Origin of the sequence: Amycolatopsis sp. cg9, from assembly GCF_041346945.1 — a bacterium.
Classification (GTDB): domain Bacteria; phylum Actinomycetota; class Actinomycetes; order Mycobacteriales; family Pseudonocardiaceae; genus Amycolatopsis.
This window is the reverse complement of the sequence record NZ_CP166850.1, coordinates 2,923,043-2,948,217: the sequence shown is the minus strand read 5'-3', so window position 1 is coordinate 2,948,217 and position 25,175 is coordinate 2,923,043. Positions and strand designations below refer to the sequence as shown.

The 25,175-nt window shown below is 72.1% G+C and carries 30 protein-coding genes; 15 read left to right on the top strand and 15 right to left on the bottom strand.

The window, feature by feature from the left end; translation table 11 throughout:
- Positions 1-14: 14 nt before the first annotated feature.
- A complete protein-coding gene (locus tag AB5J73_RS14015; RefSeq protein WP_370970153.1) occupies positions 15-977 on the bottom strand; it encodes an alpha/beta hydrolase in 963 nt (320 codons plus the stop codon).
- 151 nt (positions 978-1,128) lie between these two features.
- Here AB5J73_RS14015 and AB5J73_RS14010 point away from each other — a divergent pair, with 151 nt between their 5' ends.
- The gene (locus tag AB5J73_RS14010) at positions 1,129-1,578 is read left to right on the top strand and encodes a MarR family winged helix-turn-helix transcriptional regulator (RefSeq protein ID WP_370970152.1); all 450 of its coding nucleotides are present in this window, start codon (positions 1,129-1,131) and stop codon (positions 1,576-1,578) included.
- Positions 1,575-2,417, top strand: a complete 843-nt coding sequence (locus AB5J73_RS14005) for an SAM-dependent methyltransferase (RefSeq protein WP_370970151.1) — start codon at positions 1,575-1,577, stop codon at positions 2,415-2,417. Before AB5J73_RS14010 ends, AB5J73_RS14005 begins: the two co-directional genes overlap by 4 nt.
- Here AB5J73_RS14005 and AB5J73_RS14000 read toward each other — a convergent pair.
- A complete protein-coding gene (locus AB5J73_RS14000) occupies positions 2,414-3,352 on the bottom strand; it encodes a patatin family protein (protein ID WP_370970150.1) in 939 nt (312 codons plus the stop codon). The genes AB5J73_RS14005 and AB5J73_RS14000 overlap by 4 nt on opposite strands.
- 104 nt (positions 3,353-3,456) lie before the next feature.
- Here AB5J73_RS14000 and AB5J73_RS13995 point away from each other — a divergent pair, with 104 nt between their 5' ends.
- Genes AB5J73_RS13995 through AB5J73_RS13985 form a run of 3 tightly spaced genes read left to right on the top strand, consistent with a single transcriptional unit; the run spans position 3,457 to position 7,015 of the window.
- Positions 3,457-3,999 (top strand): PadR family transcriptional regulator, encoded by a 543-nt coding sequence (locus AB5J73_RS13995; RefSeq protein ID WP_370970149.1) that lies wholly within the window; start codon positions 3,457-3,459, stop codon positions 3,997-3,999.
- Positions 3,999-6,011 carry an FAD-dependent oxidoreductase gene (locus tag AB5J73_RS13990; protein ID WP_370970148.1) on the top strand — a complete coding sequence of 671 codons (2,013 nt, stop codon included), beginning with the start codon at positions 3,999-4,001 and terminating at the stop codon, positions 6,009-6,011. Before AB5J73_RS13995 ends, AB5J73_RS13990 begins: the two co-directional genes overlap by 1 nt.
- A 50-nt stretch (positions 6,012-6,061) precedes the next feature.
- Positions 6,062-7,015: a prephenate dehydrogenase gene (locus AB5J73_RS13985; protein WP_370973147.1), complete on the top strand. Its 954-nt coding sequence runs from the start codon at positions 6,062-6,064 to the stop codon at positions 7,013-7,015.
- Here the strand turns inward: AB5J73_RS13985 and AB5J73_RS13980 are convergent, their stop codons facing one another.
- Entirely contained in the window at positions 7,016-7,225 is a 210-nt protein-coding gene (locus AB5J73_RS13980) for an antitoxin (protein WP_370970147.1), read from the bottom strand.
- Positions 7,226-7,248: 23 nt separating this feature from the next.
- Positions 7,249-9,216 (bottom strand): FUSC family protein, encoded by a 1,968-nt coding sequence (locus AB5J73_RS13975; RefSeq protein WP_370970146.1) that lies wholly within the window; start codon positions 9,214-9,216, stop codon positions 7,249-7,251.
- Between the two features lie 68 nt (positions 9,217-9,284).
- On the opposite strand from AB5J73_RS13975, the gene AB5J73_RS13970 reads away from it, so the two are divergent.
- Together AB5J73_RS13970 and AB5J73_RS13965 are read left to right on the top strand one after the other, a co-directional pair.
- Positions 9,285-9,722, top strand: a complete 438-nt coding sequence (locus AB5J73_RS13970) for an SRPBCC family protein (RefSeq protein ID WP_370970145.1) — start codon at positions 9,285-9,287, stop codon at positions 9,720-9,722.
- A 114-nt stretch (positions 9,723-9,836) separates the two neighbouring features.
- Complete coding sequence (locus AB5J73_RS13965) at positions 9,837-10,592, top strand: polysaccharide deacetylase family protein (RefSeq protein WP_370973145.1); 756 nt, start codon at positions 9,837-9,839, stop codon at positions 10,590-10,592.
- On the opposite strand, the gene AB5J73_RS13960 is transcribed toward AB5J73_RS13965, so the two are convergent.
- From AB5J73_RS13960 to AB5J73_RS13945, 4 genes are all read right to left on the bottom strand, one after another.
- Positions 10,589-11,062: a carboxypeptidase regulatory-like domain-containing protein gene (locus tag AB5J73_RS13960; RefSeq protein WP_370970144.1), complete on the bottom strand. Its 474-nt coding sequence runs from the start codon at positions 11,060-11,062 to the stop codon at positions 10,589-10,591. The two genes, AB5J73_RS13965 and AB5J73_RS13960, sit on opposite strands and share 4 nt — an antisense overlap.
- Positions 11,059-11,664 (bottom strand): RNA polymerase sigma factor, encoded by a 606-nt coding sequence (locus AB5J73_RS13955; protein WP_370970143.1) that lies wholly within the window; start codon positions 11,662-11,664, stop codon positions 11,059-11,061. The genes AB5J73_RS13960 and AB5J73_RS13955 overlap by 4 nt, the downstream gene beginning before the upstream one ends.
- 419 nt (positions 11,665-12,083) lie before the next feature.
- The gene (locus AB5J73_RS13950) at positions 12,084-12,746 is read right to left on the bottom strand and encodes an SGNH/GDSL hydrolase family protein (RefSeq protein ID WP_370970142.1); all 663 of its coding nucleotides are present in this window, start codon (positions 12,744-12,746) and stop codon (positions 12,084-12,086) included.
- A 65-nt stretch (positions 12,747-12,811) separates the two neighbouring features.
- Entirely contained in the window at positions 12,812-13,423 is a 612-nt protein-coding gene (locus tag AB5J73_RS13945; RefSeq protein WP_370970141.1) for an NAD(P)-dependent oxidoreductase, read from the bottom strand.
- Positions 13,424-13,505: 82 nt separating this feature from the next.
- On the opposite strand from AB5J73_RS13945, the gene AB5J73_RS13940 reads away from it, so the two are divergent.
- The gene (locus tag AB5J73_RS13940; RefSeq protein ID WP_370970140.1) at positions 13,506-14,069 is read left to right on the top strand and encodes a TetR/AcrR family transcriptional regulator; all 564 of its coding nucleotides are present in this window, start codon (positions 13,506-13,508) and stop codon (positions 14,067-14,069) included.
- On the opposite strand, the gene AB5J73_RS13935 is transcribed toward AB5J73_RS13940, so the two are convergent.
- Entirely contained in the window at positions 14,066-14,554 is a 489-nt protein-coding gene (locus tag AB5J73_RS13935) for a GbsR/MarR family transcriptional regulator (RefSeq protein ID WP_370970139.1), read from the bottom strand. The two genes, AB5J73_RS13940 and AB5J73_RS13935, sit on opposite strands and share 4 nt — an antisense overlap.
- A 93-nt stretch (positions 14,555-14,647) precedes the next feature.
- Between AB5J73_RS13935 and AB5J73_RS13930 the strand changes: the two genes are divergently transcribed.
- Positions 14,648-15,544, top strand: a complete 897-nt coding sequence (locus AB5J73_RS13930; RefSeq protein ID WP_370970138.1) for an ATP-binding cassette domain-containing protein — start codon at positions 14,648-14,650, stop codon at positions 15,542-15,544.
- The gene (locus AB5J73_RS13925) at positions 15,541-17,178 is read left to right on the top strand and encodes an ABC transporter permease (RefSeq protein WP_370970137.1); all 1,638 of its coding nucleotides are present in this window, start codon (positions 15,541-15,543) and stop codon (positions 17,176-17,178) included. The genes AB5J73_RS13930 and AB5J73_RS13925 overlap by 4 nt, the downstream gene beginning before the upstream one ends.
- Here AB5J73_RS13925 and AB5J73_RS13920 read toward each other — a convergent pair.
- Both AB5J73_RS13920 and AB5J73_RS13915 read right to left on the bottom strand, forming a co-directional pair.
- Positions 17,175-17,642, bottom strand: a complete 468-nt coding sequence (locus tag AB5J73_RS13920; protein WP_370970136.1) for a hypothetical protein — start codon at positions 17,640-17,642, stop codon at positions 17,175-17,177. The genes AB5J73_RS13925 and AB5J73_RS13920 overlap by 4 nt on opposite strands.
- 38 nt (positions 17,643-17,680) lie before the next feature.
- Positions 17,681-18,004 carry a hypothetical protein gene (locus tag AB5J73_RS13915; RefSeq protein ID WP_370970135.1) on the bottom strand — a complete coding sequence of 108 codons (324 nt, stop codon included), beginning with the start codon at positions 18,002-18,004 and terminating at the stop codon, positions 17,681-17,683.
- 140 nt (positions 18,005-18,144) lie between these two features.
- On the opposite strand from AB5J73_RS13915, the gene AB5J73_RS13910 reads away from it, so the two are divergent.
- Complete coding sequence (locus tag AB5J73_RS13910) at positions 18,145-19,377, top strand: MFS transporter (protein ID WP_370970134.1); 1,233 nt, start codon at positions 18,145-18,147, stop codon at positions 19,375-19,377.
- A gap of 9 nt (positions 19,378-19,386) precedes the next feature.
- Complete coding sequence (locus tag AB5J73_RS13905) at positions 19,387-20,712, top strand: LuxR C-terminal-related transcriptional regulator (RefSeq protein WP_370970133.1); 1,326 nt, start codon at positions 19,387-19,389, stop codon at positions 20,710-20,712.
- Here the strand turns inward: AB5J73_RS13905 and AB5J73_RS13900 are convergent.
- Entirely contained in the window at positions 20,686-21,246 is a 561-nt protein-coding gene (locus AB5J73_RS13900) for a TetR/AcrR family transcriptional regulator (protein ID WP_370970132.1), read from the bottom strand. The genes AB5J73_RS13905 and AB5J73_RS13900 overlap by 27 nt on opposite strands.
- A 141-nt stretch (positions 21,247-21,387) precedes the next feature.
- On the opposite strand from AB5J73_RS13900, the gene AB5J73_RS13895 reads away from it, so the two are divergent.
- Positions 21,388-22,104 carry a nuclear transport factor 2 family protein gene (locus AB5J73_RS13895; RefSeq protein ID WP_370970131.1) on the top strand — a complete coding sequence of 239 codons (717 nt, stop codon included), beginning with the start codon at positions 21,388-21,390 and terminating at the stop codon, positions 22,102-22,104.
- Here the strand turns inward: AB5J73_RS13895 and AB5J73_RS13890 are convergent.
- The 3 genes from AB5J73_RS13890 to AB5J73_RS13880 form a co-directional block, all read right to left on the bottom strand.
- Complete coding sequence (locus tag AB5J73_RS13890) at positions 22,067-22,855, bottom strand: metal-dependent hydrolase (protein ID WP_370973143.1); 789 nt, start codon at positions 22,853-22,855, stop codon at positions 22,067-22,069. The genes AB5J73_RS13895 and AB5J73_RS13890 overlap by 38 nt on opposite strands.
- A gap of 54 nt (positions 22,856-22,909) precedes the next feature.
- The gene (locus AB5J73_RS13885; RefSeq protein WP_086862300.1) at positions 22,910-23,263 is read right to left on the bottom strand and encodes an STAS domain-containing protein; all 354 of its coding nucleotides are present in this window, start codon (positions 23,261-23,263) and stop codon (positions 22,910-22,912) included.
- Between the two features lie 218 nt (positions 23,264-23,481).
- Positions 23,482-23,790, bottom strand: coding sequence for a WhiB family transcriptional regulator (locus tag AB5J73_RS13880; protein WP_160697384.1), 309 nt, complete (start codon positions 23,788-23,790; stop codon positions 23,482-23,484).
- Between the two features lie 163 nt (positions 23,791-23,953).
- On the opposite strand from AB5J73_RS13880, the gene AB5J73_RS13875 reads away from it, so the two are divergent.
- Together AB5J73_RS13875 and AB5J73_RS13870 are read left to right on the top strand one after the other, a co-directional pair.
- A complete protein-coding gene (locus AB5J73_RS13875; protein WP_370970130.1) occupies positions 23,954-24,370 on the top strand; it encodes an anti-sigma factor in 417 nt (138 codons plus the stop codon).
- Entirely contained in the window at positions 24,367-25,146 is a 780-nt protein-coding gene (locus tag AB5J73_RS13870) for a SigB/SigF/SigG family RNA polymerase sigma factor (protein ID WP_370970129.1), read from the top strand. Before AB5J73_RS13875 ends, AB5J73_RS13870 begins: the two co-directional genes overlap by 4 nt.
- The last annotated feature ends 29 nt before the right edge of the window (positions 25,147-25,175 follow it).

Here is a 25,175-nt window from a genome sequence, read left to right as displayed (position 1 = left end):
CAGCGTTTTCTCAGTTATTTCCCCAAAGCGCGGGTCAGCACCGTGATGGCCTGGGTGATCGCGGCCTCGGCGGCGTGGGTCTCGCGCAGCGCGTTGACCATCACGAAGTCGTGGATGATCCCCTGGTACCGGACGGCCGTGACGGGCACGCCGGCCTGACGCAGCTTCGCCGCGTACGCCTCACCCTCGTCGCGCAGGACGTCGGCCTCGCCGGTGATCACGAGGGCCGGCGGCAGGCCGGCGAGCTCGTCGAGCGACGCGCGCAGCGGGGACGCGGTGATCTCCGCGCGCTGGGCGGGGTCGGTCGTGTACTGGTCCCAGAACCACTTCATGCCTTCGCGGCCGAGGAAGTAGCCCTCGGCGAACTCCAGGTACGACGCGGTGTCGAAGTTCGCGTCGGTGACCGGGTAGAAGAGCACCTGCTGCTTGAAGGTGACGTCGCCGCGCTGCTTCGCGAGCAGGGTCAGCGCCGCGGTCATGTTGCCGCCGACGGAGTCGCCCGCGATCGCGATGCGCGAAGTGTCCAGCCCCTGCGAAGCACCGTTCGAAGCGACCCACTTCGCGACGGCGTAGCTCTGCTCGATGGCGACCGGGTAGCGCGCCTCCGGCGAGCGGTCGTACTCCGGGAAGACGACGGCGGCACCGACGCCGGCCGCGAGCTCGCGCACCAGCCGCTGGTGGGTGTGGAAGTCGCCGAAGACCCAGCCGGCGCCGTGGATGTAGACGATCACCGGCAGCGGGCCCTCGACGCCCTCGGGGCGGACGATCCGGGTCTCGACCTCACCGGTCGGGCCGCCGGGCACCTGGATGACCTCGACCGTCGCGGGGGCCATGGCGACGTCGCCGTCCTGGACGCCGTCGACGGCCTTGCGACCTTCCGCGGGCGGCAGCTGGAACAGGTACGGCGGCTGGTCGGTGGCCTCGGCGAACGCCTGCGCGGCCGGTTCGAGGGCCAGGTTGTGCGGGTTGGCGGTCATGTCGTCCTCCTCGGTTCGAAGCTGATGCCATCAAGGTAGCTCCCAACTGAGTTGTGCACAACTGAATGATGTCCAATGAGATGCAGCGCACTTAAGTTGCCGCGCAGTCCGATGTCGGGGAGCATGGAGCGTTACGAGAGAGGAGGCCGCCATGGCATCGCTGCGGCTGGACGACCAGCTCTGCTTCGGGCTGTACTCGGCGTCGCGCGCGGTGACGTCGCTGTACCGGGTCGTCCTGGAAGACCTCGACCTGACCTACCCCCAGTACCTGGTCATGCTGGCGCTCTGGGAACAGGACCACCGCCTGGTGAAGGAGCTCGGCGCCGAGCTGAACCTCGACTCGGGCACGCTCTCGCCGCTGCTCAAGCGGCTGCAGACGGCGGGACTGGTGGTCCGGAACCGGCAGGCCGACGACGAGCGGTCGGTCCGCGTCAGCCTGAGCGAGACCGGGAAAGCGTTGCGCGAGAAGGCGCAGGGCATCCCCGGCGTGATCGGCACGGCGATGAGCCTGGACGACGCCGGGGTGGCCCGGCTGCGGGCCGAGCTGGACCGCCTGACAGAGTCGGTGAACGCCTATCGGGAGGCTCAGGCACCGGCATGATCAACCACGATGACGCGCTGAAGGCCGTCGAAAGCAGCTTGGACCGCCCCTCGGCGGCCCGGATCTACGACTACTTCATCGGCGGGAACACGCACTACGCGATCGATCGCGAGTTCGCGGAGAAGGTCCGCGCGCGGCTCCCGCTGATGGGCGAGTACTGCCTGACGAGCCGGCAGTTCCTCGGCCGCGCGGTCCGCCAGTGCGTCCGCGAGGGCATCCGGCAGTTCGTCGACATCGGTTCCGGGCTGCCGACCGCGGGCAACGTCCACGAGGTCGCCGACGAAGAGCGCGAAGAGCTCGACACGCGCGTGCTCTACATCGACAACGAGCCGATCGCGCTCGCGCACTCGACGTTGCTGCTCGCCGACACCGCCGACCCCGAGCGCCACCACGCCATCGCCGCGGACTTCCTGCAGCCGGAAGACCTCTGGGACCGGGTGGCCGCGTCCGACGTGATCGACGTGCGGGAGCCGATGGCGCTGGTGATCAACGCCGTCATGCACTTCATCAAGGACGAGCAGAACCCGGACTACCTGCTCGAGTTCTACCGCGACCGGCTGCCGGCCGGCTCGCTGCTGGTGCTGTCGCAGATGACCAACGAGAACCCGGTCAACGACGACGAGCGCCAGGCGCTGATCGACCTGCTCGAGTACTACGAGACCACGACGAACCCCGGTTTCCTGCGGCCGATGGCCGAGTTCGAACGCTTCTTCGGCGGTTGGCCGATGCTGGCGCCCGGCCTCGTCTACGCGCCGGCGTGGCACCCCGACGAGCGGACCGTGTTCGCCGGGTCGCCGTCGGAGTCGCGGGTGATCGGCGGCGTCGCGCGCAAGCCCTAAGAGGCTTCTCGCAGGCTTTCCAGCACGTCGAGGACCGCGCTCTTGCCGAGCTCGACGGCTTTGCGCAGCACCTCTGGGTCCCGCTCCAGCGTGGCCACGTCCGGTGCCCCCACCGGTGGCCGGATGCTCAGGATGCGCGAATCGGACGCCAAGACTTCTTCGTCCTCGACGTCGCGGCGGTAGGTGTCGCGCCACGCCGGGATCGTGCCCGGGGCTTGGCGCCGGAGGAACCTCGGCACCACGACGTCGTACGCGCGCGGTGGCGGCAGCGGCAGCTCGTCCGCGCGGCGGGTGCGCAGCACGAGGACGTCGGTCGCGTTCTGGGCCAGCGCGGTGCGGTACGGGATGGGCTCGGCGACGCCCGCGTCGACGAAGCGGCGGCCCGCCATCGGGATCGGCGGCCCGGCCAGCACCGGCATGCACGACGACGCCGCGAGCGCGACCTTGATCGCGTCGACGTCGCCGAGGAAGGGGTGCAGGTCGGTCGACTCCCCCGTGTCGGCGTCGGTGGCCAGCGGGTGGAACGTCACCGGGTTGGCCAGGATCGCCGGGAAGTCCATCGGTTCCAGCACCGAGTAGACCTGGTGGACGAGGTATTCGAGGTCGATCACCGCGCGGCCGCGCAGGGTGTGCAGCGGGTTGATGATGCGGCGCATGACGACCGGGTTCCACCAGGTGCGTACGCCGGTCGACGAGCACCCGCTGAGCAGCCAGGCGCCGTTCAGCGCGCCGGCCGATGAGCCGTAGACGGCGTCGAAGACCGGGACGGCGCCGAGTTCGTCGAGCGCCAGGGCCATGCCGCTGGAGTACGTGCCGCGGCTGCTGCCGCCTTCGATGGCGAGCGCGAGGCGCCTGCCGTCGGTGCGTGCGCCCGGGACGCTGCCCGTCGCCAGCCGTTCGGAGATCAGTTCGAGTACCGGGTGCACTCCTCCCATCCTGGTCGTTTCGCGCGGGGAGTCGACCCGATTTGCCTCACTCAGGGGGGTGAAGTGATGCGCGCCTCGTTGCACTGCAACTCGTTGCATAGGACGCTCGGCCCATGGCATTGGAGCACGCGATCCTCGTCTCGCTGTCCGAGCGCGCCGGTTCGGGCTACGAGCTCACGCGCCGCTTCGAGAAGTCGATCGGGCTCTTCTGGAGCGCCACCCACCAGCAGATCTACCGCGTGCTGAAGCGGATGGAAGAGGCCGGCTGGGTGGCCGTCGACGTCGTCGCGCAGTCGGGGCGGCCGGACAAGAAGGTCTACACGGTCAGCGCCGACGGCCGCGCCGAACTCGTCCGCTGGCTGGCCGAGCCCGACCCGGGCGCCGGTCCGGTCGAACTCGCCGTGAAGATCCGCGGCGCCACCTTCGGCGATCCGGCGAAGGTCGCCGAAGAGATCGTCCGGCACCGCGACCAGCACGCCGAACGCCTCGACGTCTACCGCCAGATCGAGAAGCGCGACTTCCCCGCGCCCGCGGCCCTCCACGGCCGGCACCTGCACCAGTACCTGGTCCTGCGCGGCGGCATCCGCGTCGAAGAGGGCCAGGTCGAGTGGTTCGACGAAGTCCTCGCCGCCCTCCACCACCCCAAGGACGCCTGATGACCCCGTACCCGACCTTGCTCTCGCCGCTGGACCTCGGCTTCACGACGCTGCGCAACCGCGTCCTGATGGGCTCGATGCACACCGGCCTCGAGGACAAGGCCTCCCACTTCCCCGAGCTCGCCGAGTACTACGCCGAACGCGCCCGCGGCGGGGTCGGGCTGATCGTCACCGGCGGGTTCGCGCCGAACAAGACCGGCTGGCTGCTGCCGCTCGCGTCCAAGCTGACGACGTCCGCCGAGGCGAAGCAGCACCGGCAGCTCACGGCTCCCGTGCACGAGGCCGGCGGCAAGATCGCGCTGCAGGTCCTGCACGCGGGCCGGTACGCCTACCACCCGCTGAGCGTGTCCGCGTCGAGCATCAAGGCGCCGATCAACCCGTTCCGGCCGCGCGCGTTGACCGGCCACGGCGTCCGCAAGCAGATCGACGCCTTCGCGAACTGCGCCGCTCTCGCGCGCGAAGCGGGCTACGACGGCGTCGAGATCATGGGCTCCGAGGGCTACCTGATCAACCAGTTCCTGGCCGAGCGCACCAACAAGCGCAGCGACGCCTGGGGCGGCACGCCGGAGAAGCGCCGCCGGTTCGCCGTCGAGATCGTCAAGCGCACCAGGGAAAAGGTCGGCGAGGACTTCATCATCGTCTACCGGCTCTCCATGCTCGACCTCGTCCCGGGCGGCCAGCGCTGGGAAGACGTCGTCGCGCTCGCCAAGGAGGTCGAGGCCGCCGGGGCCACCATCATCAACACCGGCATCGGCTGGCACGAAGCCCGCGTGCCGACGATCGTCACGTCGGTGCCGCGCGCCGCGTTCACCTGGGTGACCGGGAAGCTCAAGCCGCACGTCGGGATCCCGGTCGTCACGTCGAACCGGATCAACATGCCGCAGGTCGCCGAGGAGGCGTTGAGCAGCGGCGACGCCGATCTCGTGTCGATGGCGCGGCCGTTCCTCGCCGACCCGGAGTGGATCCGGAAGGCCGAGACCGGCCGCGAGGACGAGATCAACACCTGCATCGCCTGCAACCAGGCCTGCCTCGACCACGCGTTCAAGCGCAAGCTGGTGTCCTGCATGGTCAACCCGCGCGCCGGCCACGAAACCACGCTGACGCTGTCGCCGACGCGGCGGCAGAAGCACGTCGCCGTCGTCGGGGCCGGGCCTGCGGGGCTGTCCGCCGCGACCGCGCTCGCCGAGCGCGGGCACCGCGTCGAGCTGTTCGAAGCCGACGACGAGATCGGCGGCCAGTTCGGCATCGCGCGGAAGATCCCCGGCAAGGAGGAGTTCGCCGAGACCATCCGCTACTACCAGCGGCGCCTCGAAGTCACCGGTGTGAAGCTGCACCTCGGCACCCGCGCGAAAGCCACCGACCTCGCCGGCTTCGACGAGGTCGTGCTCGCCACCGGCGTCGCGCCGCGCGTGCCGTCGCTGCCCGGGATCGACCACCCGAAGGTGCTGTCCTACGTCGACGTCGTGAAGCACGGCAAGCCGGTCGGCGCGCGGGTCGCGGTGATCGGGGCCGGCGGCATCGGCGTCGACGTCAGCGAATTCCTCACGCACGCGGACTCGCCGGCCCTAGACCTCGACGCGTGGATGGCCGAGTGGGGCGTCACCGACCCGGAGACCGCGCCGGGCGGGCTCGCCGAACGGAAGCCCGAGCCGTCGCCGCGGCAGGTGTACCTGCTGCAGCGCAAGAAGACCGGGATCGGTTCCGGGCTCGGCAAGACCTCGGGCTGGGTGCACCGGGCCGCGCTCAAGGCCAAGCGCGTCGAGCAGCTCCCCGGCGTCAGCTACGACCGGGTCGACGACGAGGGCCTGCACATCACCGTCGACGGCACCCCGCGGCTGCTGGAAGTCGACACGGTCGTCGTCTGCGCCGGTCAAGAGCCCGTGCGGGACCTCGCGGACGAACTGCGCGCCGCCGGGCTCCCGGTGCACCTCATCGGCGGGGCCGACGTCGCCGCGGAACTCGACGCGAAACGCGCGATCGACCAGGGAACGAGGCTCGCCGCATCGCTGTAGCACCGAATGCGTCCGGCACTGGCAGGATGGGGCCCGTGCGAGACGTATGCGTGATCGGGCTCGGGCTGATCGGCGGGTCGCTGTTGCGTGCGGCCGCCGCCAGCGGCCGCACGGCGTTCGGCGCCGCGGTTTCCGAAGGGGACGCCGACGCGGCCAGCAGAGCGGGTTACGACGTCACGACCGACGTCGAAGCCGCGCTGCACCGGGCCGCCGCCGACGACGCGCTGGTCGTGCTCGCGGTGCCGCTCCCGGCCGTCGAAGACCTGCTGCGCCTGGTCAACCAGCACGCGTCGCACTGCCTGCTCACCGACGTGACCAGCGTGAAAGCGCCGGTCCTGGACGCGGTCCGGCGCCGCGTGCCGTACACGCGGTACGTCGGCGGGCACCCGATGGCCGGGACGTCGAACTCGGGCTGGCTGGCCGGGGACGCCACGCTGTTCCAGGGCGCCGCCTGGGTCGTCGCCGTCGAGGACGACACCGACCTCGAGGCCTGGGCCGAGGTCGCCGCGCTCGTGCTCGACATCGGGGCGCACGTCGTGCCGCTGCCGGCGGAGTCGCACGACGAGGCCGTCGCCCGGATTTCGCACCTGCCGCACCTGTTCGCGGCCATCCTGGCCACGATCGGCGCCGAGGGCGGCCCGCTCGCGATGTCGCTCGCGGCCGGGTCCTACCGGGACGGCACGCGGGTCGCGGGCTCGAACCCGCACCTCGTGCGCGCGATGACCGAAGGCAACCGGGACGCGCTGCTGCCGATCGTCGACGAAGCCCTCGGCCGGCTCGGTGCCGCGCGCGGCTCGCTCGCGTCGACCGGTGGGCTGGCGGCCACGATCAACGCGGGTTACGAGGGCGCGCAGGCCCTCGCCGCCAACCTGGACGCCGAACGCGCGGGCGTCCGGATCAGCCTGGCGGCGCCGGACGCCCGGCAGGGCCTGATCGCGCTCGGCGAGCGCGGCGGCCGGATCACCGGGCTGTCCGACGGGATCGCCACCGGCGAGGTCCAGTAGTCAGCGCGCGGGCGGGTTGTCCGGGGTGTCGTCGAACTTGTTGAGGAAGTCCTTGGCCTTTTCGACGCCGCCGTCGATCTGCGAGTCGTGGCCGGCGAACTTGGACTTCGCGAAGTCCGCCGCCTTGTCGAGGCCCTCCTCGATCTTGTCGTTGTGCTCGCGCAGGGCCTCTTCGGCCTTGCCCTTCAACGCCTCGAAGTCGATTCCCATGGGGCAATTGAACAACACGGACGTCACGTGCGCCTGTGGTAGGGCAGGAACCGCCGGACGAGCCGCGGCGGGGTGCGTTCGGCCAGGTCGGGGCCGCGGACGGCGTCGAACGCCGACTCCAGCTGGTCGACCACGCCGGAGAGCTGCTCGCGGTCCGGCAGCGGCACCGACCGCGGTTCGCGCTGCTCGCGGATCGCGGCCGCCAGCTCGTCCAGCGCGGCCGTGAGCAGCTCGACGTCGGCCGGGTCCGGCGGCGGTACCCCGCGCCCGATCGTCACGCCGACCTCGGTGACCGCGTCCGCGACGCGTTCCTGCGCGGCGATCACCGGCCACCACGCCACCGCCTGGCGGCCGTTCGCCGACGGCTCCACGACGACCTGCTGGAACGCCGTCCGCAGGTCCGCCAGCGCGCGGTAGGCGCCACGCCGGGCCCGCGACCGCGCCAGCCGGGCCTCCCCCGAAGACGCCTCGACGAGCGCGCACGAGACGTACTTCGCGACGGCGTCCAGCCCGTCGGCCAGCCGCCCGCCGACCTGGGGACGGCGGCTGCCCGGCCACAGCAGGTAGCCGAAGACCAGCACGATCACGCAGCCGAGCGCGGTGTCGACCAGCCGCGCCACCACGACGTTCCAGCTGCCGGTGTTGGCCAGGTCCATCTGCAGGATGATCAGCGGCGTCACGAACGCGCTGAGGATGCCGTAGTTGCGCACCTTCCCGACCGCGACGCCGCCGGCGAAGATCGCGATCAGTGCGACCAGCACCCAGCCGCGCCCGCCCGCCGCGAGCACCACGGCCCCGATCCCGACGCCCACGAGCGTGCCGATGCCGCGCAGCACCGCGCGGCCGAAGACCGAGCCGAAGTCGGGCTTGAGCACGATCCCGACGGTCAGCGTGATCCAGTAGGACCGCTCGAACGGCACCAGCAGGCCGACGACCTCGGCGATCGCGACGCAGAGGGTCAGCCGCAGCGCGGCGATCCAGGTCAGCGGGCCGGACGCCAACGACCCCGCCCACGCCCGCAGGCGCCGGTACCAGGGCGTCGGCTCGCGGCGCTTGCGGTCGTCGCCCTTGCCGATCCGGACCAGGCCCGCGTACAGCGCGGCGAGCCGCGGATCGCTTTCCTCCGGCGGCGCCGGCGGCGGTTCCGGCAGCGGCTGGCTGGCCAGCACCGATGCCGACAGCGCGACGAAGTGGTCGATGACCTCCCGCGGTGGGCGGCGCCCGGCGTGGACCAGTGCCACCGACGCCTCGACCGCGGGGGTCGTGGCCGACAGCAGGTTGAGCAGCTGGCGGTAGGCGGCGTCGCGGCCGGACAGCCACGAGCGCGCAGTGAGCAGCTGGTCGTAGGCGGTGTTCATCGCGGTGGTCAGCCGGTGGCGGGCCACCCGCGAGACGGCTTCGTCGGTCGCGGACAGCATCGCGGCCAGCTCGACGTAGACGTGCGCGACGGCGGTGCGTTCGGGGCTGGTCGCCCGGAAGGTCCAGCTGACCAGCGCGACCAGGAAGCTCCAGGCGGCGCCGAGGCAGAAGAAACCGAAGAGGGCTTCGACGCGCACGCCGGTCGCGTGCTGGCCGGTGCCGAGCACGCAGAACACGAACATCTGCAGGCCGGCGACGGAGGCGTTGCTGCCGGCCGCGCTGATCAGCGCGGACACCGCGGCGACCAGGATCACCGCGGGCACCGACAGCGCCGGGACGCCGCCGGTGAGCAGCCCGACCAGGTACCCGGCCGTCGCGGCCAGGGTCGCACCGCCGAGGCGGCGCGCGCGGTAGCGGTAGGGCCCGGCCGATTCGGACAGCACGGCGGGCAGCGCGCCGGTCGAGATGAGCGCGCCGACGGCGATGTCGCCCGCCGCGTACGCCACCGCGAGCGGTACGGCCAGCGCGACGACGGCCCGGGCGACCATGTTCCACGGCACCGGGACCGGCTTGCTGCGCAGGAGCTGGGTCAGCCAGTGCGGCGCGGCGAGGTCGGGACGCGGCGTGCTCACGCCCCCATCTTGACCTACGCTGCCGGACACGCTTAATTATCAATCTGTCAACAACGCGGGAGGTTCCGGTGGGCCGCAAGTACTCCTTCGAGGTCAACCGCACGAGCACGGCGCCACCCGAAGCGCTGTTCGCCCGGGAGGCCGAGGGCCCGCGCTGGGCGGAGTGGGGAAAGCCACTCATCGTGCAGGCCCGCTGGAAGCGGCCGGGCCCCGGTGTCGGCGCCGTCCGCGAGGTCGGGCTGTGGCCGGTGCTGATCCGCGAAGAGACGGTCGAATACGAGCCCGGCCGCAAGCACGTCTACACGTTCTTCGGCGCCAACCCGATCAAGGACTACCGGGCCGAGGTACTGCTCACCCCCACCGCCGACGGCGGTACGCACCTGCGGTGGACGGGGTCGTTCACCGAGCCGGTCAAGGGCAGCGGCCCGGCGCTGGCCGCCGGCTTGCGCGCGGTGATCCGGCTGTTCTCGGGCAAGCTCGTCAAGGCGGCCGAAACCGGGCGCTGACCTGGGTGCGCCAGGCCACACCAAGATCGTCCGGCGCAACTTCCCGCCGCCCTCCCACGTCACTCTTTCGGGTGGTCTTTTCGGCCACCGGGGAGGGGACGCGGGATGAAGCGAATGGCGGCGATCGTCGTCGCGGCGGCACTGGCGCTGACAGCGTGCTCGGCGAGCGAGCCGGACCAGCGGGAGTTCGGCACCAGCCAGCCGAACCCGGCGCCGGGTGGCGGCCCGGGCGCGACGACACCGGGTCCGTACCCGTTCGGCACGGTCCAGCAGAAGGCGCCCGCGGTCGAGAACGGCCAGGTTCCCGTGGTCAAGCGGATCACCACCGACAAGCCGTACGTCTTCCTCACCATGGACGACGGCGCCGTGAAGGACCCGGACGCGCTGAAGCTGATGCAGCAGAACGGCACCCACCCGGTGCTGTTCCTCAACCAGAAGTACGTGAAGGGCCACGAGGCCTACTTCAAGCAGATCCTCGACGCCACCGGCGCGACGCTCGGCGACCACACGGTCGACCACCCGAACCTCAAGGGCAAGCCGTACGAGTTCCAGCGCAAGGAGATCTGCGAGGACGCCGACGACTTCCAGGCGTCGCTCGGGGTCCGGCCGGCGCTGTTCCGGCCGCCGTTCGGCAACTACGACCAGAACACGCTGCGCGCGGCGGCCGCGTGCGGGATGCGCGCCGCGGTGCTGTGGACCGCCGCGGTCAACGACGGGCACGTCCAGTTCCAGGCCGGCGACAAGCTCAAGCCGGGTGACATCGTGCTGATGCACTTCCGGAAGACGTTCAAAGAGGACTACACGGCGTTCGTCGAGCAGGCGAAGAAGGACGGGCTCACCCCCGTCCCCCTGGCCGACTTCCTCGGTTAGAGCACCACGGTCGGCGTCACGACCGTCCGGCGGCACGTGACGTCCCCGAGGTGCACGAGGATCTGCGTCGTCCCGCGCGGCACGTTGTCGAGCACGAACCGGCCGCCTTCGTCGGCGGTCGTCGACGACGTGCCGTGCTCGGCGACGCGCACCTCGACCCCGTACTGCCCGGCCGGCACCAGCCAGCCGTCGATGCGGTGCAGCTTGCCCATCTTCGTCAGGTTGATCATCACCGTCAGGTCGCTGACGGTGAACGTGATCGTGCCCGTGCCGCCGCCGCGGACCCCGGCGAGGTCGTCGAGCCGCTCCCACCGGGCCACCTCGACGTCGAGGTCCCCGAGCGCGAGCGCGAACTGGACCCGCTGCACCAGGTCACCCGGTGGCGGGTCGAACTCGTCGAGGAAGCTGCCGATCCCGGCCAGGATCAGGTCATCGGAAAAGGCCTCACCCGGCGCTCCGAGGTCGTTCATCGGCTTCCCCCTTCACTGACGAGGAGGTCGCGCATCTGGTCGAGGCAGCGTCCTCTGGTCGGTCCGACACTGCCGCGTGGCATGCGCAGCGCCTCGGCGACGAGCTGGTATTCCGCCCGACCCGCGAGCACGGTCAGCCGGAGCAGTTCCTGACAGCGTTGGGGCAGCCGGACGAAGGCGCGCCAGACCCGGCGGTCGCGGTCGGCGCGGACGGCTTCGTCTTCGGGGGCCGGTTGGGTGCTCGGCATCGCGTCGGCGACCTCGTCGCTCAACGGCACGGGCTGGATGCGGCGGCCGAACGGGTGGGTGGCCTCGCGGCGGGTGGTGGTGATCAACCAGGCGGCGAGGGCCTTGGGATCACGGAGCTTGCCGAGCTGGCTGAAGAGGGCGAGCCACACGGTCTGGACGACGTCTTCGGCGACCGAGCGGTCGAGGCCGTTGGCGCGGGCGACGTGCCACACAAGCGGGGTGAGTTCGGCGACGAGGCGGTCCATCGCCCGGCGGTCACCGTCCCGCGCGGCCTGCATGCACGCGGCGTGCAGCTCGGCGCCGGTCAGACCCTCCCACGGCGGGTCCACCTCTGTGGTTTGCACGTCGGTCACGGTATCTGCCCCTCTTCGGAAGAGTCTTCGAGTCGGCAATGGCAGTATCGCGGGTCCTTCGGGGGGAAGGAGCGTGCAGGTGGATCTCGGATACATCAAGTCACTTACTTCGTGCGCTGGCGGTCAGTGGTCTGCTGCGGGAGGCACCGGCCGGCGCGGATGCGCCCGCACCGACCGGTGCTCCCCTCCCTCAAGGACCCGCTCCCCAACGGGCCCCGCCAGGTGTCCCCTCCCCCGAAGGGCACCCGGCCGACGGTGTCCGGAAGCCCCCTCGGCTCCCGGGCACCGCGTTTTCGTCGAACTCGACACCCCCTGTCGCGTTCTTCCGTCCTCGGCTGCTCCACAGGACGCAGTGGCGGGACGGCCAGATACACGAACCGGCGAAGTTTTTTGAAGATCGACGGATCGAGGCCGGACGATCACCGAATGTGGTCCGCAAGCGTTTGCGCCCACCGCGCGTAGCCCGCGGGCCCGGGGTGGAAGCGGTCCGAGGCGAAGGCCGCGGGGTCGAGCAGCGCGGGGTCCATCGGGAGGTGGGTGACGCCGGGGACGCGGGCGAGGGCCGCGGCGGACGCGTCGAGCGCCGTCGACCGCGCCGACAGGACGTCGCGCAAGGGCCGCGGCAGCGCGGGGAAGCGGGACATCGGCGGCACCCCGGCCAGGACGACGTCGACCGGGCCGAACCGCCGCCGGAGCTCGACGACCAGGGCCAGGAGGTCGCGGCGGTAGGCCGGGGCGGTCCGGAGCTCGATGGTGTCGTTGACGCCGAGGGCGACCACGACGAGGTCGGCCGGGCGCAGCAGCGGGACCAGCTCGGCGCGGACGGTCCGGGCGTTGGCGCCGGTCCGCCCGACCGCCTGCCAGCGCACGGCCCGGCCGTCGCGCGCGAGCTCGCGGGCAAGGCAGCCGGTGAGCGCTTCCTCGTGGTCCGCCGCGCCGACGCCGTCCACTGTGGACTCGCCGAGGACGGCCAGCCGGAACGGCTCGCCGTCGCCGGGGACGAGCCCTTCGGTGGGTCCCGCGGCACCCGGGAGCCGCGGGGTCGTCCGCTTGACGTAGACAGCCTGCGCGAGGATCACCATCCCGGAATTAGACCAGCGGCGCGAAGCGCCTCCGTTGAGGGCGGCGGCGGGGAGGAAGGCGGAGGCTAGCCGTGGGCGATGGAAACCTTCGCCCTGATCAGCGTGGGGTCCGCCACGGCGTCGAGCAGGTACGCGGCGACGTCGGCGCGCCGGATCGTGTAGCTGCCGCGCACGTTGCCGTCGAGGCGGCTCTTCACGACGCCGGTGCGCGGCCCGTTGAGCAGCATCGGCGGCCGGACGACGGTCCAGTCCGCCGCACTGGCCATGACCAGGTCCTCCATCGCGCGCATGTCCGCGTACCCGTGCTTGAGGACCGCGTCGAGCAGCGGCTTCACGAGCGTGCGGGTGAACATGCCGTCCCCGTCGGTGTCCAGCCCGGCGGCGCTGACCACCAGCAGGCGCTTGACCCCGGCTTCGAGCGCGGCGCGGGCGCCGTCGGCGCAGACCGTCGTCGGCTTGCGATCCCGGGAGCCGAGCGCGGAGAGCACCGCGTCCCGGCCGTCGAACGCGGCCGCCAGCTTCCCCTGCTCGTGCAGGCCGGCGACGACGACCTCGGCGGGCAGCCGCAGCTTGGCGGGGTCGCGCACGACGGCCGTGACGTGCCAGCCGCGCTCCGAAGCCTGCTTGACGACCTCGCCGCCGACGCCGCCGGTCGCGCCCAGAACGGTGATCCGCATGTGTCTCCTCCTCGGTTAGTGAACACTCACCAGGTAGGGTGAGTGTTCACTAACCACGCTGAGAACGCACTCAGGAGCCGCCATGGGAAGCCGCGAAGAGATCGTCGCCGCGGCCGCGAAGGTGATGCGCGAGCAGGGCTACGCCCACGCGACGACCAAGGTCATCGCGCAGACCGCGGGGTACTCGGAAGCGATGCTCTACAAGCACTTCCGCGACAAGACCGACCTGTTCCTCAGCGTGCTGGGCGAGGAGCTGCCCGCGCTGGGAGCGGCACTGGGCGAGCTCACCGCGGATCCGGGGCGGGCGTCGCTGCGGGACAACCTCACCCGGGTTGCGCGGCTCGGCCTGGCGTTCTACCTCGAGGGGTTCCCGATCGCGGTTTCGGTGTTCTCCTCGCGCGAGCTGCTGCGGTCCCACCGGGAGCGGCTGGGCGAGCACGGCCCGCGGGTGCTGCTCGACGGCGTCGCGGGCTACCTGCGGGCCGAGGTTTCACTGGGCCGGGTCAAGGCCGGCACGGACGTCGAGGCGGCCGCGTCCCTGCTGCTGGGCGCCTGTTTCCAGCAGGCGTTCCTGGCGACGTTCGAAGAGCGCGAGCCCGCCGATCTCGCCGGCCGGCTCGCGGACACGCTGCTCGCCGCGCTCTAGGCGTTCTTCTCCTCGCGCAGCTTGTGCCAGCGCTCGTACATGCCGTTGAGCTCGACCAGCATGAAGGACAGGAAGTCCCGCATCTCGGCGAGCCGCTTCCCGGCCGGCGAGTCCTCGCCCAAGGCGTCGATGCCGTTTTCGGCCGCGTCGCGCCACATGATGATCATGCGGTCGCGCTTGAGGAAGGTGGCGTACCAGAGGTCGTCGTAGAGGCGGTAGTGGTCGCGGCGCTCGCCCGGCTCGCGCTCCTTGGCGACCAGGCCGATCTGTTCGAGGTAGCGGACCGCGCCCGAGACGGCCGCCGGGCTGACCGAGAGCTGCGAAGCCAGGTCGGCGGCGGTCAACCGGGCGTCGTCGGTGGTCATCAGCGCGGCGAACACCCGGGCGGGCATGCGCTGCATCCCGATCTGCGAGAGCACGAGCCCGAGGCTCTCGACGTACCGGCGGACGGCGTCCTCATCTCGCTTCGTGTCAGGCGTCGTCATCGGCCCATCCTCCCGTAAGCCCCCAGCAAGATCACTCAATCTAGACATTTTCTTAACTTCACAACTTTGTGAAACCAGTGTAGCTTCCGAAGCATGGAAAACGCCATCGCGATCTCCGGCCTCCACAAGTCGTTCGGCCGGACGAAGGCCCTCGACGGCCTCGATCTGCAGGTACCCGCCGGGGAGGTGCACGGCTTCCTGGGCCCGAACGGCGCCGGGAAGTCGACCACCGTCCGGGTCCTGCTCGGCTTGCTCCACGCGGACTCGGGGGACGTCCGGCTGCTCGGCGGCGACCCCTGGAAGGACGCCGCGAGCCTGCACCGCCGCCTGGCCTACGTGCCCGGCGACGTCAACCTCTGGCCCAACCTCTCCGGCGGCGAGGTGATCGACCTGCTCGGCCGCCTGCGCGGCGGGCTCGACGAGAAGCGCCGCGCCGACCTGATCGAACGGTTCGACCTCGACCCGAAGAAGAAGGGGCGGACGTACTCGAAGGGCAACCGGCAGAAGGTCGCCATCGTCGCCGCGCTCGCCTCGCGGGTCGACCTGCTGATCCTCGACGAGCCGACGTCCGGCCTCGACCCGCTGATGGAGGCGACGTTCCAGTACGCCATCCAGGAGGAGCGCGAGCAGGGCCGGACCGTGCTGCTCTCCAGCCACATCCTCGCCGAGGTCGAGGCGCTGTGCGACAAGGTCAGCATCATCCGCAACGGGCGCACGGTCGAGTCGGGCACGCTCGCCGAACTGCGCCACCTGACCCGGACGTCGATCACCGCCGAGCTGGCCGGCCCGCCGAACGGGCTCACGAAGCTGGCGAACGTCCACGACCTCAAGGTCGACGGCAACCGCGTCCGGTTCGACGTCGAAACGCGCTCGCTCGACGAGGCCCTGCGCCAGCTGACCCAGGTCGGCGTCCGCAGCCTGGTCAGCCAGCCGCCGACGCTGGAAGAGCTGTTCCTGCGGCACTACACCACCGAGGCGAGCGCGAAATGACCGCGACGCTCTCCCGTGCCGAAGCCGAGGTCGCGCCGGCGCACGAACTCGCCGGCACCTGGCACCTCACCCGGCTCGCGCTGCGCCGCGACCGCGTCGTGCTGCCGATCTGGATCGTGCTGCTCAGCATCGTCCCGGCCAGCACGGTCAAGACGTTCACGCAGTTCTACCCGACCGCCGCGGACCGGCAGGCGCTGCAGGCCGGCGCGAACACGAACCCGTCGTACGCGCTGCTCTACGGGCCGCCGTTCGACCTGACCACCGCCGGCGGGTTCATCTCCTGGCGCATGTGCGGGTTCCTGGCCCTGCTCACCGGGCTGATGGTGGTCTTCACGGTCACCCGGCACACCCGCGCCGAGGAGGACACGGGCCGCGCGGAGCTGCTGGCGTCCGCGGTCGTCGGCCGGTACGCGGCGCTGACGTCGGCCGTCCTGGTCGCCGGCGGGGCGAGCGTGCTGATCGGCCTGATCCAGTGCGGCAGCATGGTCGGCGCCGGGTTGCCCGCCGCCGGTTCGCTCGCCTTCGGCGCGTCGCAAGCGTTGACGGGACTGGTCTTCACGGCCGTCGCGACCGTCGCCGTCCAGCTCGCCGAGTACTCCCGCACCGCCAACGGGATCGGCACCGCCGTGGTCGGCGCCGCGTTCCTGCTGCGCGGCGCCGGTGACTCCACTGTGGACGCCCGCTGGCTGTCGTGGCTGTCGCCGATCGGCTGGGTGCAGCAGGTCCGCGCGTTCGCCGGCGAACGCTGGTGGGTGCTCCTGCTGCCGGTGGCCTTCGCACTGGTCGTCGGCGCGGCCGGGTACTGGCTGCTGCCGCGGCGTGACGTCGGGGTCGGCATCCTGCCGCCGCGGCCGGGCCCGGCGCGGGCGGCGGCGGGCCTGCGGACGCCGTTCGCGCTCGCCGTCCGGCTGCACCGCGGGCCGCTGCTCGGCTGGACGATCGGGATGGCCGTGGTCGGCGCGGTGTTCGGCTCGATCGCCAGTGGCATCGGCGGCCTGGTCGGCTCCAGCCCGCAGGCGCAGGAGATCATGGCGCGCCTCGGCGGCAGCGAGGCGCTCACGCAGGCGTTCCTCGCCGCCATGGCCGGGATGTTCGCGATGGTCGCGTCGCTGTACGGGATCCAGGCGGTGCTGCGGATGCGCGGCGAGGAGACCGCGATCCGGCTCGAGCCGGTGCTGGCCACGAGCGTCGGCAAGCTGCGCTGGGCGGTGGGCCACCTGGTGTTCGCGTTCTTCGGCACGGCGGTGCTGCTGCTGGCCGGCGGGCTGTTCATGGGGCTGGCCAACGGGTTGCGCACCGGCGACGTCGGCGGCTCGGTCGGCGACTCCCTCGCCGGAATGCTCGTCCAGCTGCCCGCGGCCTGGGTGGTGGTCGCGCTCGCGGTGGCGATCTTCGGCCTGCTGCCGGGCTACTCGGCCGCCGCGTGGGCGGTGGGCGCGCTGGCGCTGCTGCTCAGCCTGTTCGGCCCGGTGGTGAACCTGCCGCAGGCGGTGCTGGACGTCTCGCCGTTCCAGCACCCGCCGAAGCTCCCCGGCCAGGAGCTCACCGCGACGCCGATCGTCTGGCTGCTCGCCGTCGCGGTCGTCGCGCTGGGGGCCGGGTTGGCCGGCTGGAAGCGCCGGGACGTCGGTTAACGCACCCGCAGTTCGCCGCCGGCGCCCACCAGGAGCTGGGCTTGCGGCCCCGCCTTCCCACAGGCGGGGCCGTTCGGCTCGCTGAACGACGGCGTCACCTCGACGCCGTGCGGCCTGTCGTCGTCGAACCGGACGGTGACCCGCACCGGCTCGGCGGGCAGGCCCGGGACGTCGGCGAAGCCCTGGAGGCCACCGGTCGGGACCATCGACACGCCGCAGGCGGCGTCCGGTCCGGTCCCCGTGCAGGAGGTCGCGCCCGCCGCCGTCGCGGGGAAGAGGGCGACCTGCCGGGTGACGCACCGGTCGCCCCAGCAGGCGTCGAGCGTCGCGCGGGTGATGCCGGCCGGGTCGGGAACCGACAGGCCGATGCCGACCGGGGTGCCGATCGCCGTGCAGGCGACCTCCGCCCGCCCGCACCCGGCCGCGCCGATCAGGACCACGGCGATCCACGGAATCCTTCGCATGACGGCCAGACGGGACCGGCGGCCGGACGGTTGCACCGTCAGTCGCGCCAGCCGCTGGTCAACGGCAGGACCGGCGACGTCGACGTCGGGGTGACCGAGGTCGGGGTCGAGGTCACCGTGACCTCCACCCGGCTCGTCGTGGTCGTCGGCGGGGACGTCTCGACGGAGACCACCGTCGACGGCGGCACGGACGCGGTCACCGTGACCGGGACAGCGGGCACGGTGCTGGTCGGCGGCGCGGTGACTTCGGCGGGCCGCGGCGTCGGCCGGCCGGCGACGAGGAGCGCGGCGACGAGCAGTCCGGTGGCGAAGCCCGCCAGCCCGGTGACCGCGGCGGAACCCCAGGTAGGTCGGCCACTCATCCGGGCACCCCCTCGCCACGCGCAGCGCAGGTACGAGGACTAACTCGCGTCGATCTTACTTCCCGTTACCGAAAGTGCAGCTTGAGTCGAGTCAGCTCAACTTTGTTGCGCTCTGCGCGCGCACCTGCCAGGTTGGGATCATGGGGGCACTGGGGAACCGCGACTTCCGGCGACTGTGGATCGCCGACCTCGCCAGCCAGTTCGGCAGCCGGATCGACGTGCTGGCGGTGCCGCTGCTGGCGGTCGCCACCCTCGGCGCGTCGGTCTTCGAGGTCTCGCTGCTGCGCACCGCGCAGACGCTGCCCTACCTGGTGCTCGGCCTGCAGGTCGGCGCCTGGTGCGACCGGATCCGCCAGCGCCCGCTGCTGATCGCCGCCGACGCCGGACGCGCGGCGCTGCTCGCGACGATCCCGGTCGCCGCGCTGTTCGGCGTGCTCGGCCTGCCCCAGCTGCTCCTCGTCGTGCTCGGGGCCGGGCTCCTGGGCGTGTTCTTCGACATCGCGCACCAGACGTACCTCCCCCGGCTGGTGCCGCGCGAGCAGCTGCCGGACGCGAACGCCCGGCTCCAGACGAACCTGTCGATGGCCGCGGTCGCCGGCCCCGGCCTGGCCGGGCTGATCGTCCAGGCGCTCGGCGCCGCGACCGCGCTCGCCGCCGACGCCGTCAGCTACCTGTGGTCGGCGCTGTGGCTGCGCCGCATCGAGACGCCGGACGTGCGTCCCGCCCCTCGGCCGCGGCGGCTCCTGCGCGAGATCGGCGAAGGACTGCGAGTGGTGCGCGGCAACCGCGTCCTGCTGGCGATCAGCGCGCACGGCGCGGTGTCGAGCCTCTTCCAGTCGGCCCACCTGGCGATCGTGATCGCCTTCCTGTCCCGGGAGGTCGGGCTCTCGGCGTGGGCGATCGGACTGCTGGGCACCGCGTCGCTGACCGGGGCGCTCACCGCCGGGCTCACCGCGCGGCGGCTCGGCGCGCGGATCGGCGAGGCGCGGGCCCTCTGGGGTGCCGGGGTGCTGTTCGGCCTGGCCTACCAGCTCTACCCGTTCACCGGCCGCGGGTGGGCGCTCGCCTGCTACGTCGCCGCCGGGTTCTTCGCTACCTACGGCGTCATCGTGCTGAACGTGTTCGGGATGAGCTTCCAGCAGGCGGTCGCCCCGCCGGAGCTGCTGGGCCGGGTCAACTCGATCACCCGCACGCTGATCCTCGGCGTCGTCCCGCTGGGCAGCCTGCTCGGCGGGGCGCTCGCGACCGCGTTCGGGATGCGGGCGACGATGCAGCTCGCCGCCGCCGGGGTGCTCGCTTCGGCGGCGATCCTGGTGTGCTCGCCGCTGCGGAAGCTGCGTGACCTGAACGGCGTCTCAGCGGGGCGGACCTAGCTTCGGGGCATGGACGAAAGCGCGCGGGCGCACCGGCTCTGCGAGGCGGCCCACTCGGCGTGGAAGGCCGGTGACCCCGTGCGGGCCCGGCGGCTCCTGGACGTCATGGCTTCGACGGTCCGCGAGCCCGTCGCGCGGCCGCTGACCGGACGGCTGCGCGGGCTGATCGAGCTCTACAGCGGGAACCTCGCCGCCGCTCAGGACCACCTGACGCGGCTCGCGGACCAGGTCGGTCCCGAGCGTGCGGCGCGGTTGCTGTTCCTGGCGATCGACGCCGCGCACCACCGCGACCGGTGGGCCGACGTCGCCGGGCTGGCCCGGCGGATCACCGCGCTGGACTGCGAACCCGGCTACCACGTCCTGGCCGGGCTGCTCACCGGCGACGGCGAAGTGCCGGACCCGTGGGAGCTCCTCGACGCGGTCCCGGCGTCGCTCACCGAACGGCACGCCCACCGCTGGCTCGTCCCGATGGCGATCAGCCGCCGCGGGCCGCACCGGCAGGCGACCCGGGAGTTCGGGCTCGTCGCCGCGGAACGGTTGCGCGCCAACGGGATCCTCGCGCTGTACGCGGTCCTGCTGACGTGGCTGTCCGAAGTGGAGCTGGACCTGGGCCGCTGGGCCGACGCGCGGGCGCACGCGGCGGAGGCGCTGCGGACCGCCGCCGAGCAGCGGGTGACGTCGGCGGACGCGCACGCGGTGCTGGCCCGGCTCGCCGCCCTGCGCGGTGACGCGCAGGCGTGCCGGGAGCACGCGACGCTCGTGCTGCGGGAAGCACCGGCCCAAGACAACGCGCTGGCGGCGGCGCAGGCCCGCTGGGCGCTGGGCTCGCTGCACCTCTCCCGCGGCGAGTACGAGCCGGCCGTGGAACGGCTTTCCGCGCTGGGCCACCGGGACGTCGCCGCCGCGGCCGCCCGCGACCACGCCGAGGCGTCGTCCGGCGGGCTTTCCCCGGCTCCGCCCGACGACCGGCCCTTCGAGCGGGCGCGCGCCCGGCTGCGCGAAGGCCAGCGGCTGCGGCGCGACCGTCGGATCACCGAGGCGAAGGTGGCGCTCCGGACGGCTTGGGAGCTGTTCGACAGCCTCGGCGCGACCGAGTGGGCCGCGACGGCGGGCCGGGAACTGCGGGCGACCGGGTCGGCCGCGGGCGGCGGCGGGCGGCTGACCGCGCAGGAGCGCCAGGTGGCGGAGCTGGCCGCGGCGGGGTTGTCCAACCGCGAGATCGGCGCGCGGCTGTTCCTGAGCCCGCGCACCGTCGGCTACCACCTGTACAAGGTGTTCCCCAAGCTCGGCATCGCGAGCCGGGCGCAGCTACGCGACATCGCCCTGTCCGGCTGACGCCCGCAGCCCGTCGACGACGACGCGGACGAGGTGCTCGCTGCCCGGCGCGTACCGCTCGACGGCGAGGCAGCCGACGATGAGCGCGCGCAGGTCGTCCCCGTCGATGTCCCGCCGGACGGCGCCGGCCGCCTGCGCCCGCTCGAGGAGCCGCGCGAAGCCCGCGCGGAAGTCGTCGCCCGCCCCGGCTTTGAAGGCGTGCCCGCCGGACTCGGCCAGGGCGTCGCAGATGGCCCGGTTGAGGGACGCCTGGTGGATGACGCGGACGAAGTAGTCGAAGAAGACCTCACCGGGCTCGTCCGCTTCGGCGAGCGCGCGGGCTTCCTCGGCGAACTGCTGGATGCGCTCGAGGACGACGGCCTGGAAGAGCGCTTCCTTGCTGGGGAAGTGCCGGTAGACGGTGCCGGCCCCGACGCCGGCCAGCCGCGCGATGTCGTCGAGCGGCACGGCCAGCCCGTCGACGGCGAACGCCTCCTCCGCGGCGGCCAGGACCTTGGCCCGGTTGCGCCGTGCGTCCGCGCGCATCTTCTCCATCAAGCTCTCCTCGTTGACAAACGGAGCGCTCGCTCCGTATCGTCGTAAGCGGGTGCACCGTTCCGATTCAACGTCCAGTCTTCCAGGAGAATTCCGATGACCCGCACCGTGCCCGAAATCGCCCGGCTGGTCCGCCTTGGTATGTCCACTCTCGACACCGGGCCGTTCGCGGACCTCTTCGCCGCCGACGCGGTGTACGAGCGGCCGTTCCTCGGCCTGCGCACCGAAGGCCGGGAGGCGATCGTCGCCGAACTGGGCGCGGCCGGTGCCCGGGCGCGCGCGCTGGGCGTGCGGGAAGCCCAGGTCACGGCGGAGGTGACGGAGACGGGCTTCGTCCTGGAGCTGCGGGTGTCCGGCCACCCTTCGTCGGTCGGGGTGGTGACGGTGACCGGCGGGGAGATCACGGCGTACCGCGACTACCCGAACACCGCCCTCGCCGCGCTCCGCACGCGTGAGGTCTTCGACCGCTTCCTCGCCGCCTCGGTCGAGAACCGGTGGGACGACCTCGCCGACCTCTACGCCGAAGACGTCACCCTCGAAATGCCCTTCACCCTCCCCGGCGTGCCCCGCGTGACGAAGGGCCGCGAAGAGCTCCGCCGCCGCTTCCACGCCGCCGGTGGGAGCCGGCGGATCACCGGAGCCGCCAACGTCGTCGTCCACGAGACGGCGGACCCGCGGAAGCTCGTCGCGGAGTTCGACCTGCACCAGGAGGTGCGCGGCGAGGCCTTCGCCGTCTCCTACGTCATGGTGCTGACCGTCGAGGACGGGCGGATCAAGCACACCCGCGACTACACCGACACCGCCGCGGCCGCCGAGCGGCTCAAGGCGTGGTCGCCTGCTGGGACGACGGCGGGATGAACAGCCGCTCGAACGTGCTGACCGACCAGTCCCACACCCCGGGCACCAGCAGCACGCCGAGCACCACGAACACCGGGAAGATCAACCGCTTCTCGACCTTCTTGCCGGTCTTGAACCGGAGGGCCTTCGGGGGTCCCAGCTCGTACCAGGTCTCGCCGGCGATCGGGATCGGGAAGAGGAACGGGCAACCGGACTCGGTGAGCGCGTCACCCAGGCAGTGGGTCAGGCACCCCGCCGCGACCGCGATGCCGAGCCAGCCCGAGATGGACGCCAGTTCGCCGGCGCGGTCCGGGGGCGCGGTGAAGAACCACCACGCCACCGCCGCGCCGCTCACCGGGAGGAGCCAGTCGCCGAGTGCGCCTTCCGCCAGCATCAAGCCGAAGACCACCACGCCGACGACCGCCCACGGGCCGCCCTTTTCGGTGCCCCACGACGTCAACGCGCCCAAGCCCGCGGCGAAGAGGATCGTGTGGGAAAGGTGGCGGTGCTGGCCGGTGACCTTCTCGTCGCGCGGGCCCTTCGTCAGCGCGTAGAACGCCGACGAGACGCGCCGCAGCAGCCACGACAGGGCGCCGGTCAGCCAGCCGAGGAGGCGGGACGCGCTCGCGCCGGGGTGGTCGAGGTCGGGCAGCAGGGTGAAACCCGCTGTGGTGGCCGCGAAGACCACCGCTTGGTGCACCGAACCCACCCCGACCGCGGGCGCCAGGGCCAAGCCCGCGCACCAGCCGCTCAGGGCATGCGTCCGCCCCATCATCGTGCCGCCCCCAGGATCCCGCGAACCAGTCCGCGGAACCGTAGCGGGCGGTCAGGCTTGGGGGTCCTCCGACACGCTCAGGTGTTCGGCCACGCCGGTGAGCTCGATCACTCGGCTCACCGCGGGGCTCGGGACGACCTCGAGTTCGACGTCCTGCTCGCCGGCCTGGCGTTGTGCGCGGAGCACCACGTTCAGCGCGGAGGAATCGAAGAAGGTCACCCCGGTCAGATCGGCCACGACCCGCTGCGCGCGCTTGTCCGCGATCAGCCCCGCCAGGGCCTCCTGCAGCTGCGGGCTGGTGAGCAGATCGAGCTCGCCGGTGACCACCACCCGGGGCTCCGTCGCGTCGGTGTCCAGCGTGATGCCGAACCCGGGCGGGGTGGCGTTCTGGTCGGCTGCGGGCATGCAGTTTCTCCTCGTCAGGCGCTGCTCCTGCGCCGGGTACGCGCCTGCTGTCTCAAGCGGCAACCGTGTCACCGCGCCTTCCACAGCCCGGGGCAGAACCCCGCGCCCGGCACGGTCAAGGCAACTCCGGGGCCAACCCTAACCCAGGAAGCGACCGAGCCCGCCACGGCCGCCGCCCTTTCGCGCGAGCTGTTCACGTGCACCTGAATCGTGCCTGGTCAGTGCGCGCTCACGGTCTTCCGCGCGGCCCGTCGCTGGCGGAGGAACAGCTGCCGCCGTTCGATCTCGCCGAGGCCGCCCCAGATGCCGTACGGCTCCTGCACGGTCATCGCGTGCCGGCGGCACTGCGCCAGGACCGGGCAGGTCTGGCAGATGGCCTTGGCCCGCGACTCGCGCCGCTCGCGCGCGGAACCCCGCTCGTTGTCCGTGTGGAAGAACAGGCTGCTGTCCGCACCGCGGCACGAGCCGTTCAGCTGCCATTCCCACTCTTCAGCAACCACGTTGGGCAGCCGGCTCACGTCAGCCATGTCGTCCCCGCCTTTCCCAGGATCAGCATGTCGACGGCTACATGCCCGCCGGTGGAGCGGATCAAACGCGGGTTTGGTTTGCTCACCCCACGGGCATCTCGCTGACCGGGCGTGAGAGGACACCGCCGACCCCCCGCAGCGCGAGCCGGAGAAAGGAACAAACGTGGAGGACAACGCCCCGCTCGTCCCGGAAGGCGCGCAGGTCATCGAGGTGCGGACGGCCGCGATCCCGCACGTCGTGCCCACGCTGCGGACCATCGTGGCCGACATCGCGATGCGCCAGGACTTCGACCTCGACGCCGTCGAGGACCTCCGGATGGCGGTGGACGAAGCCTGCTCGCTGCTGCTCCCCGCCAGCGCGGACGGCAAGCTCACGTGCGTGTTCTCGTGGAGCGGGCCGCGCATCGAGGTCTCGGTCTCGGTCTTTTCGGACTCCCCGGACCACGAGGACGACACCGGGCTTTCGTGGCAGCTGCTGACCGCGCTCGCGACGACGGCCGAGCGCACCATCACGCCGAAGGACGGCCGCTACCTGTCCCGGGTCGACCTGGTCCGGGAAAGCCAGGTGGCGGACTCGTGAGCGGTCCCGCCGAGAGCAGGGGGGACGAACCGGACGTCGGCGCGCTGTTCGCCCAGCTCGCCGCGCTGCCCGCGGACTCGCCGGAACGCGACCGCATCCGCGACACCCTCGTGCGCGCCCACCTGGAGCTCGCGCGCAACCTGGCCCGCAAGTTCCGCAACCGCGACGAGGCGATGGAGGACCTGGTCCAGATCGCCACGGTCGGGCTGATCCACGCCGTCGACCGGTTCGACCCCGATCAGGGGACGGACTTCCTGGCGTTCGCGGTGCCGACCATCTCCGGGGAGCTGCGGCACCACTTCCGGGACAACAGCTGGTCGGTGCGGGTGCCGCGGCGGCTCAAGGAGCTGAACGCGAACATCTCGGCCGCCCGCGAAGAGCTCACCGTGCAGCTCTCCCGCGCGCCGAAGCCGAGTGAGATCGCCGGGCGCCTCGGCGTGCCCATCGAAGACGTCTACGAGGGTCTTCGCGCCGGCCAGGGCCGCTACGGCGCTTCGCTCGACCACCTGCTGGAGAACGCGGCGCACACGAGGTTCGGGGCGCCGGACGCCGAGCTGGGCCAGGCCGAGCTGCGGGAGGCGCTGCGCCCGATGCTGGAGAGCCTGCCGGACCGGGAGCGCAAGATCGTGGCGCTGCGGTTCGGCTCCGGGATGAGCCAATCGGACATCGCGCGCCGCGTCGGGGTCTCCCAGATGCAGGTGTCGCGGTTGCTGGCTGCGACGCTGAAGAAGCTGCGTTCGGGCCTGGACGAATCCGAGCTGGCCGAAGGCACCTGATTAGCCGCTCACCCGCTTGGGTACTTCGC

Bases quoted from the DNA above. Each gene is read 5' to 3' on its own strand.
- AB5J73_RS14015 (WP_370970153.1), bottom strand. From the start codon at position 977: ATGACCGCCAACCCGCACAACCTGGCCCTCGAACCGGCCGCGCAGGCG.
- AB5J73_RS14010 (WP_370970152.1), top strand. From the start codon at position 1,129: ATGGCATCGCTGCGGCTGGACGACCAGCTCTGCTTCGGGCTGTACTCG.
- AB5J73_RS14005 (WP_370970151.1), top strand. From the start codon at position 1,575: ATGATCAACCACGATGACGCGCTGAAGGCCGTCGAAAGCAGCTTGGAC.
- AB5J73_RS14000 (WP_370970150.1), bottom strand. From the start codon at position 3,352: ATGGGAGGAGTGCACCCGGTACTCGAACTGATCTCCGAACGGCTGGCG.
- AB5J73_RS13995 (WP_370970149.1), top strand. From the start codon at position 3,457: ATGGCATTGGAGCACGCGATCCTCGTCTCGCTGTCCGAGCGCGCCGGT.
- AB5J73_RS13990 (WP_370970148.1), top strand. From the start codon at position 3,999: ATGACCCCGTACCCGACCTTGCTCTCGCCGCTGGACCTCGGCTTCACG.
- AB5J73_RS13980 (WP_370970147.1), bottom strand. From the start codon at position 7,225: ATGGGAATCGACTTCGAGGCGTTGAAGGGCAAGGCCGAAGAGGCCCTG.
- AB5J73_RS13965 (WP_370973145.1), top strand. From the start codon at position 9,837: ATGGCGGCGATCGTCGTCGCGGCGGCACTGGCGCTGACAGCGTGCTCG.
- AB5J73_RS13960 (WP_370970144.1), bottom strand. From the start codon at position 11,062: ATGAACGACCTCGGAGCGCCGGGTGAGGCCTTTTCCGATGACCTGATC.
- AB5J73_RS13950 (WP_370970142.1), bottom strand. From the start codon at position 12,746: ATGGTGATCCTCGCGCAGGCTGTCTACGTCAAGCGGACGACCCCGCGG.
- AB5J73_RS13945 (WP_370970141.1), bottom strand. From the start codon at position 13,423: ATGCGGATCACCGTTCTGGGCGCGACCGGCGGCGTCGGCGGCGAGGTC.
- AB5J73_RS13940 (WP_370970140.1), top strand. From the start codon at position 13,506: ATGGGAAGCCGCGAAGAGATCGTCGCCGCGGCCGCGAAGGTGATGCGC.
- AB5J73_RS13935 (WP_370970139.1), bottom strand. From the start codon at position 14,554: ATGACGACGCCTGACACGAAGCGAGATGAGGACGCCGTCCGCCGGTAC.
- AB5J73_RS13930 (WP_370970138.1), top strand. From the start codon at position 14,648: ATGGAAAACGCCATCGCGATCTCCGGCCTCCACAAGTCGTTCGGCCGG.
- AB5J73_RS13925 (WP_370970137.1), top strand. From the start codon at position 15,541: ATGACCGCGACGCTCTCCCGTGCCGAAGCCGAGGTCGCGCCGGCGCAC.
- AB5J73_RS13920 (WP_370970136.1), bottom strand. From the start codon at position 17,642: ATGCGAAGGATTCCGTGGATCGCCGTGGTCCTGATCGGCGCGGCCGGG.
- AB5J73_RS13915 (WP_370970135.1), bottom strand. From the start codon at position 18,004: ATGAGTGGCCGACCTACCTGGGGTTCCGCCGCGGTCACCGGGCTGGCG.
- AB5J73_RS13910 (WP_370970134.1), top strand. From the start codon at position 18,145: ATGGGGGCACTGGGGAACCGCGACTTCCGGCGACTGTGGATCGCCGAC.
- AB5J73_RS13905 (WP_370970133.1), top strand. From the start codon at position 19,387: ATGGACGAAAGCGCGCGGGCGCACCGGCTCTGCGAGGCGGCCCACTCG.
- AB5J73_RS13900 (WP_370970132.1), bottom strand. From the start codon at position 21,246: ATGGAGAAGATGCGCGCGGACGCACGGCGCAACCGGGCCAAGGTCCTG.
- AB5J73_RS13895 (WP_370970131.1), top strand. From the start codon at position 21,388: ATGTCCACTCTCGACACCGGGCCGTTCGCGGACCTCTTCGCCGCCGAC.
- AB5J73_RS13890 (WP_370973143.1), bottom strand. From the start codon at position 22,855: ATGGGGCGGACGCATGCCCTGAGCGGCTGGTGCGCGGGCTTGGCCCTG.
- AB5J73_RS13885 (WP_086862300.1), bottom strand. From the start codon at position 23,263: ATGCCCGCAGCCGACCAGAACGCCACCCCGCCCGGGTTCGGCATCACG.
- AB5J73_RS13880 (WP_160697384.1), bottom strand. From the start codon at position 23,790: ATGGCTGACGTGAGCCGGCTGCCCAACGTGGTTGCTGAAGAGTGGGAA.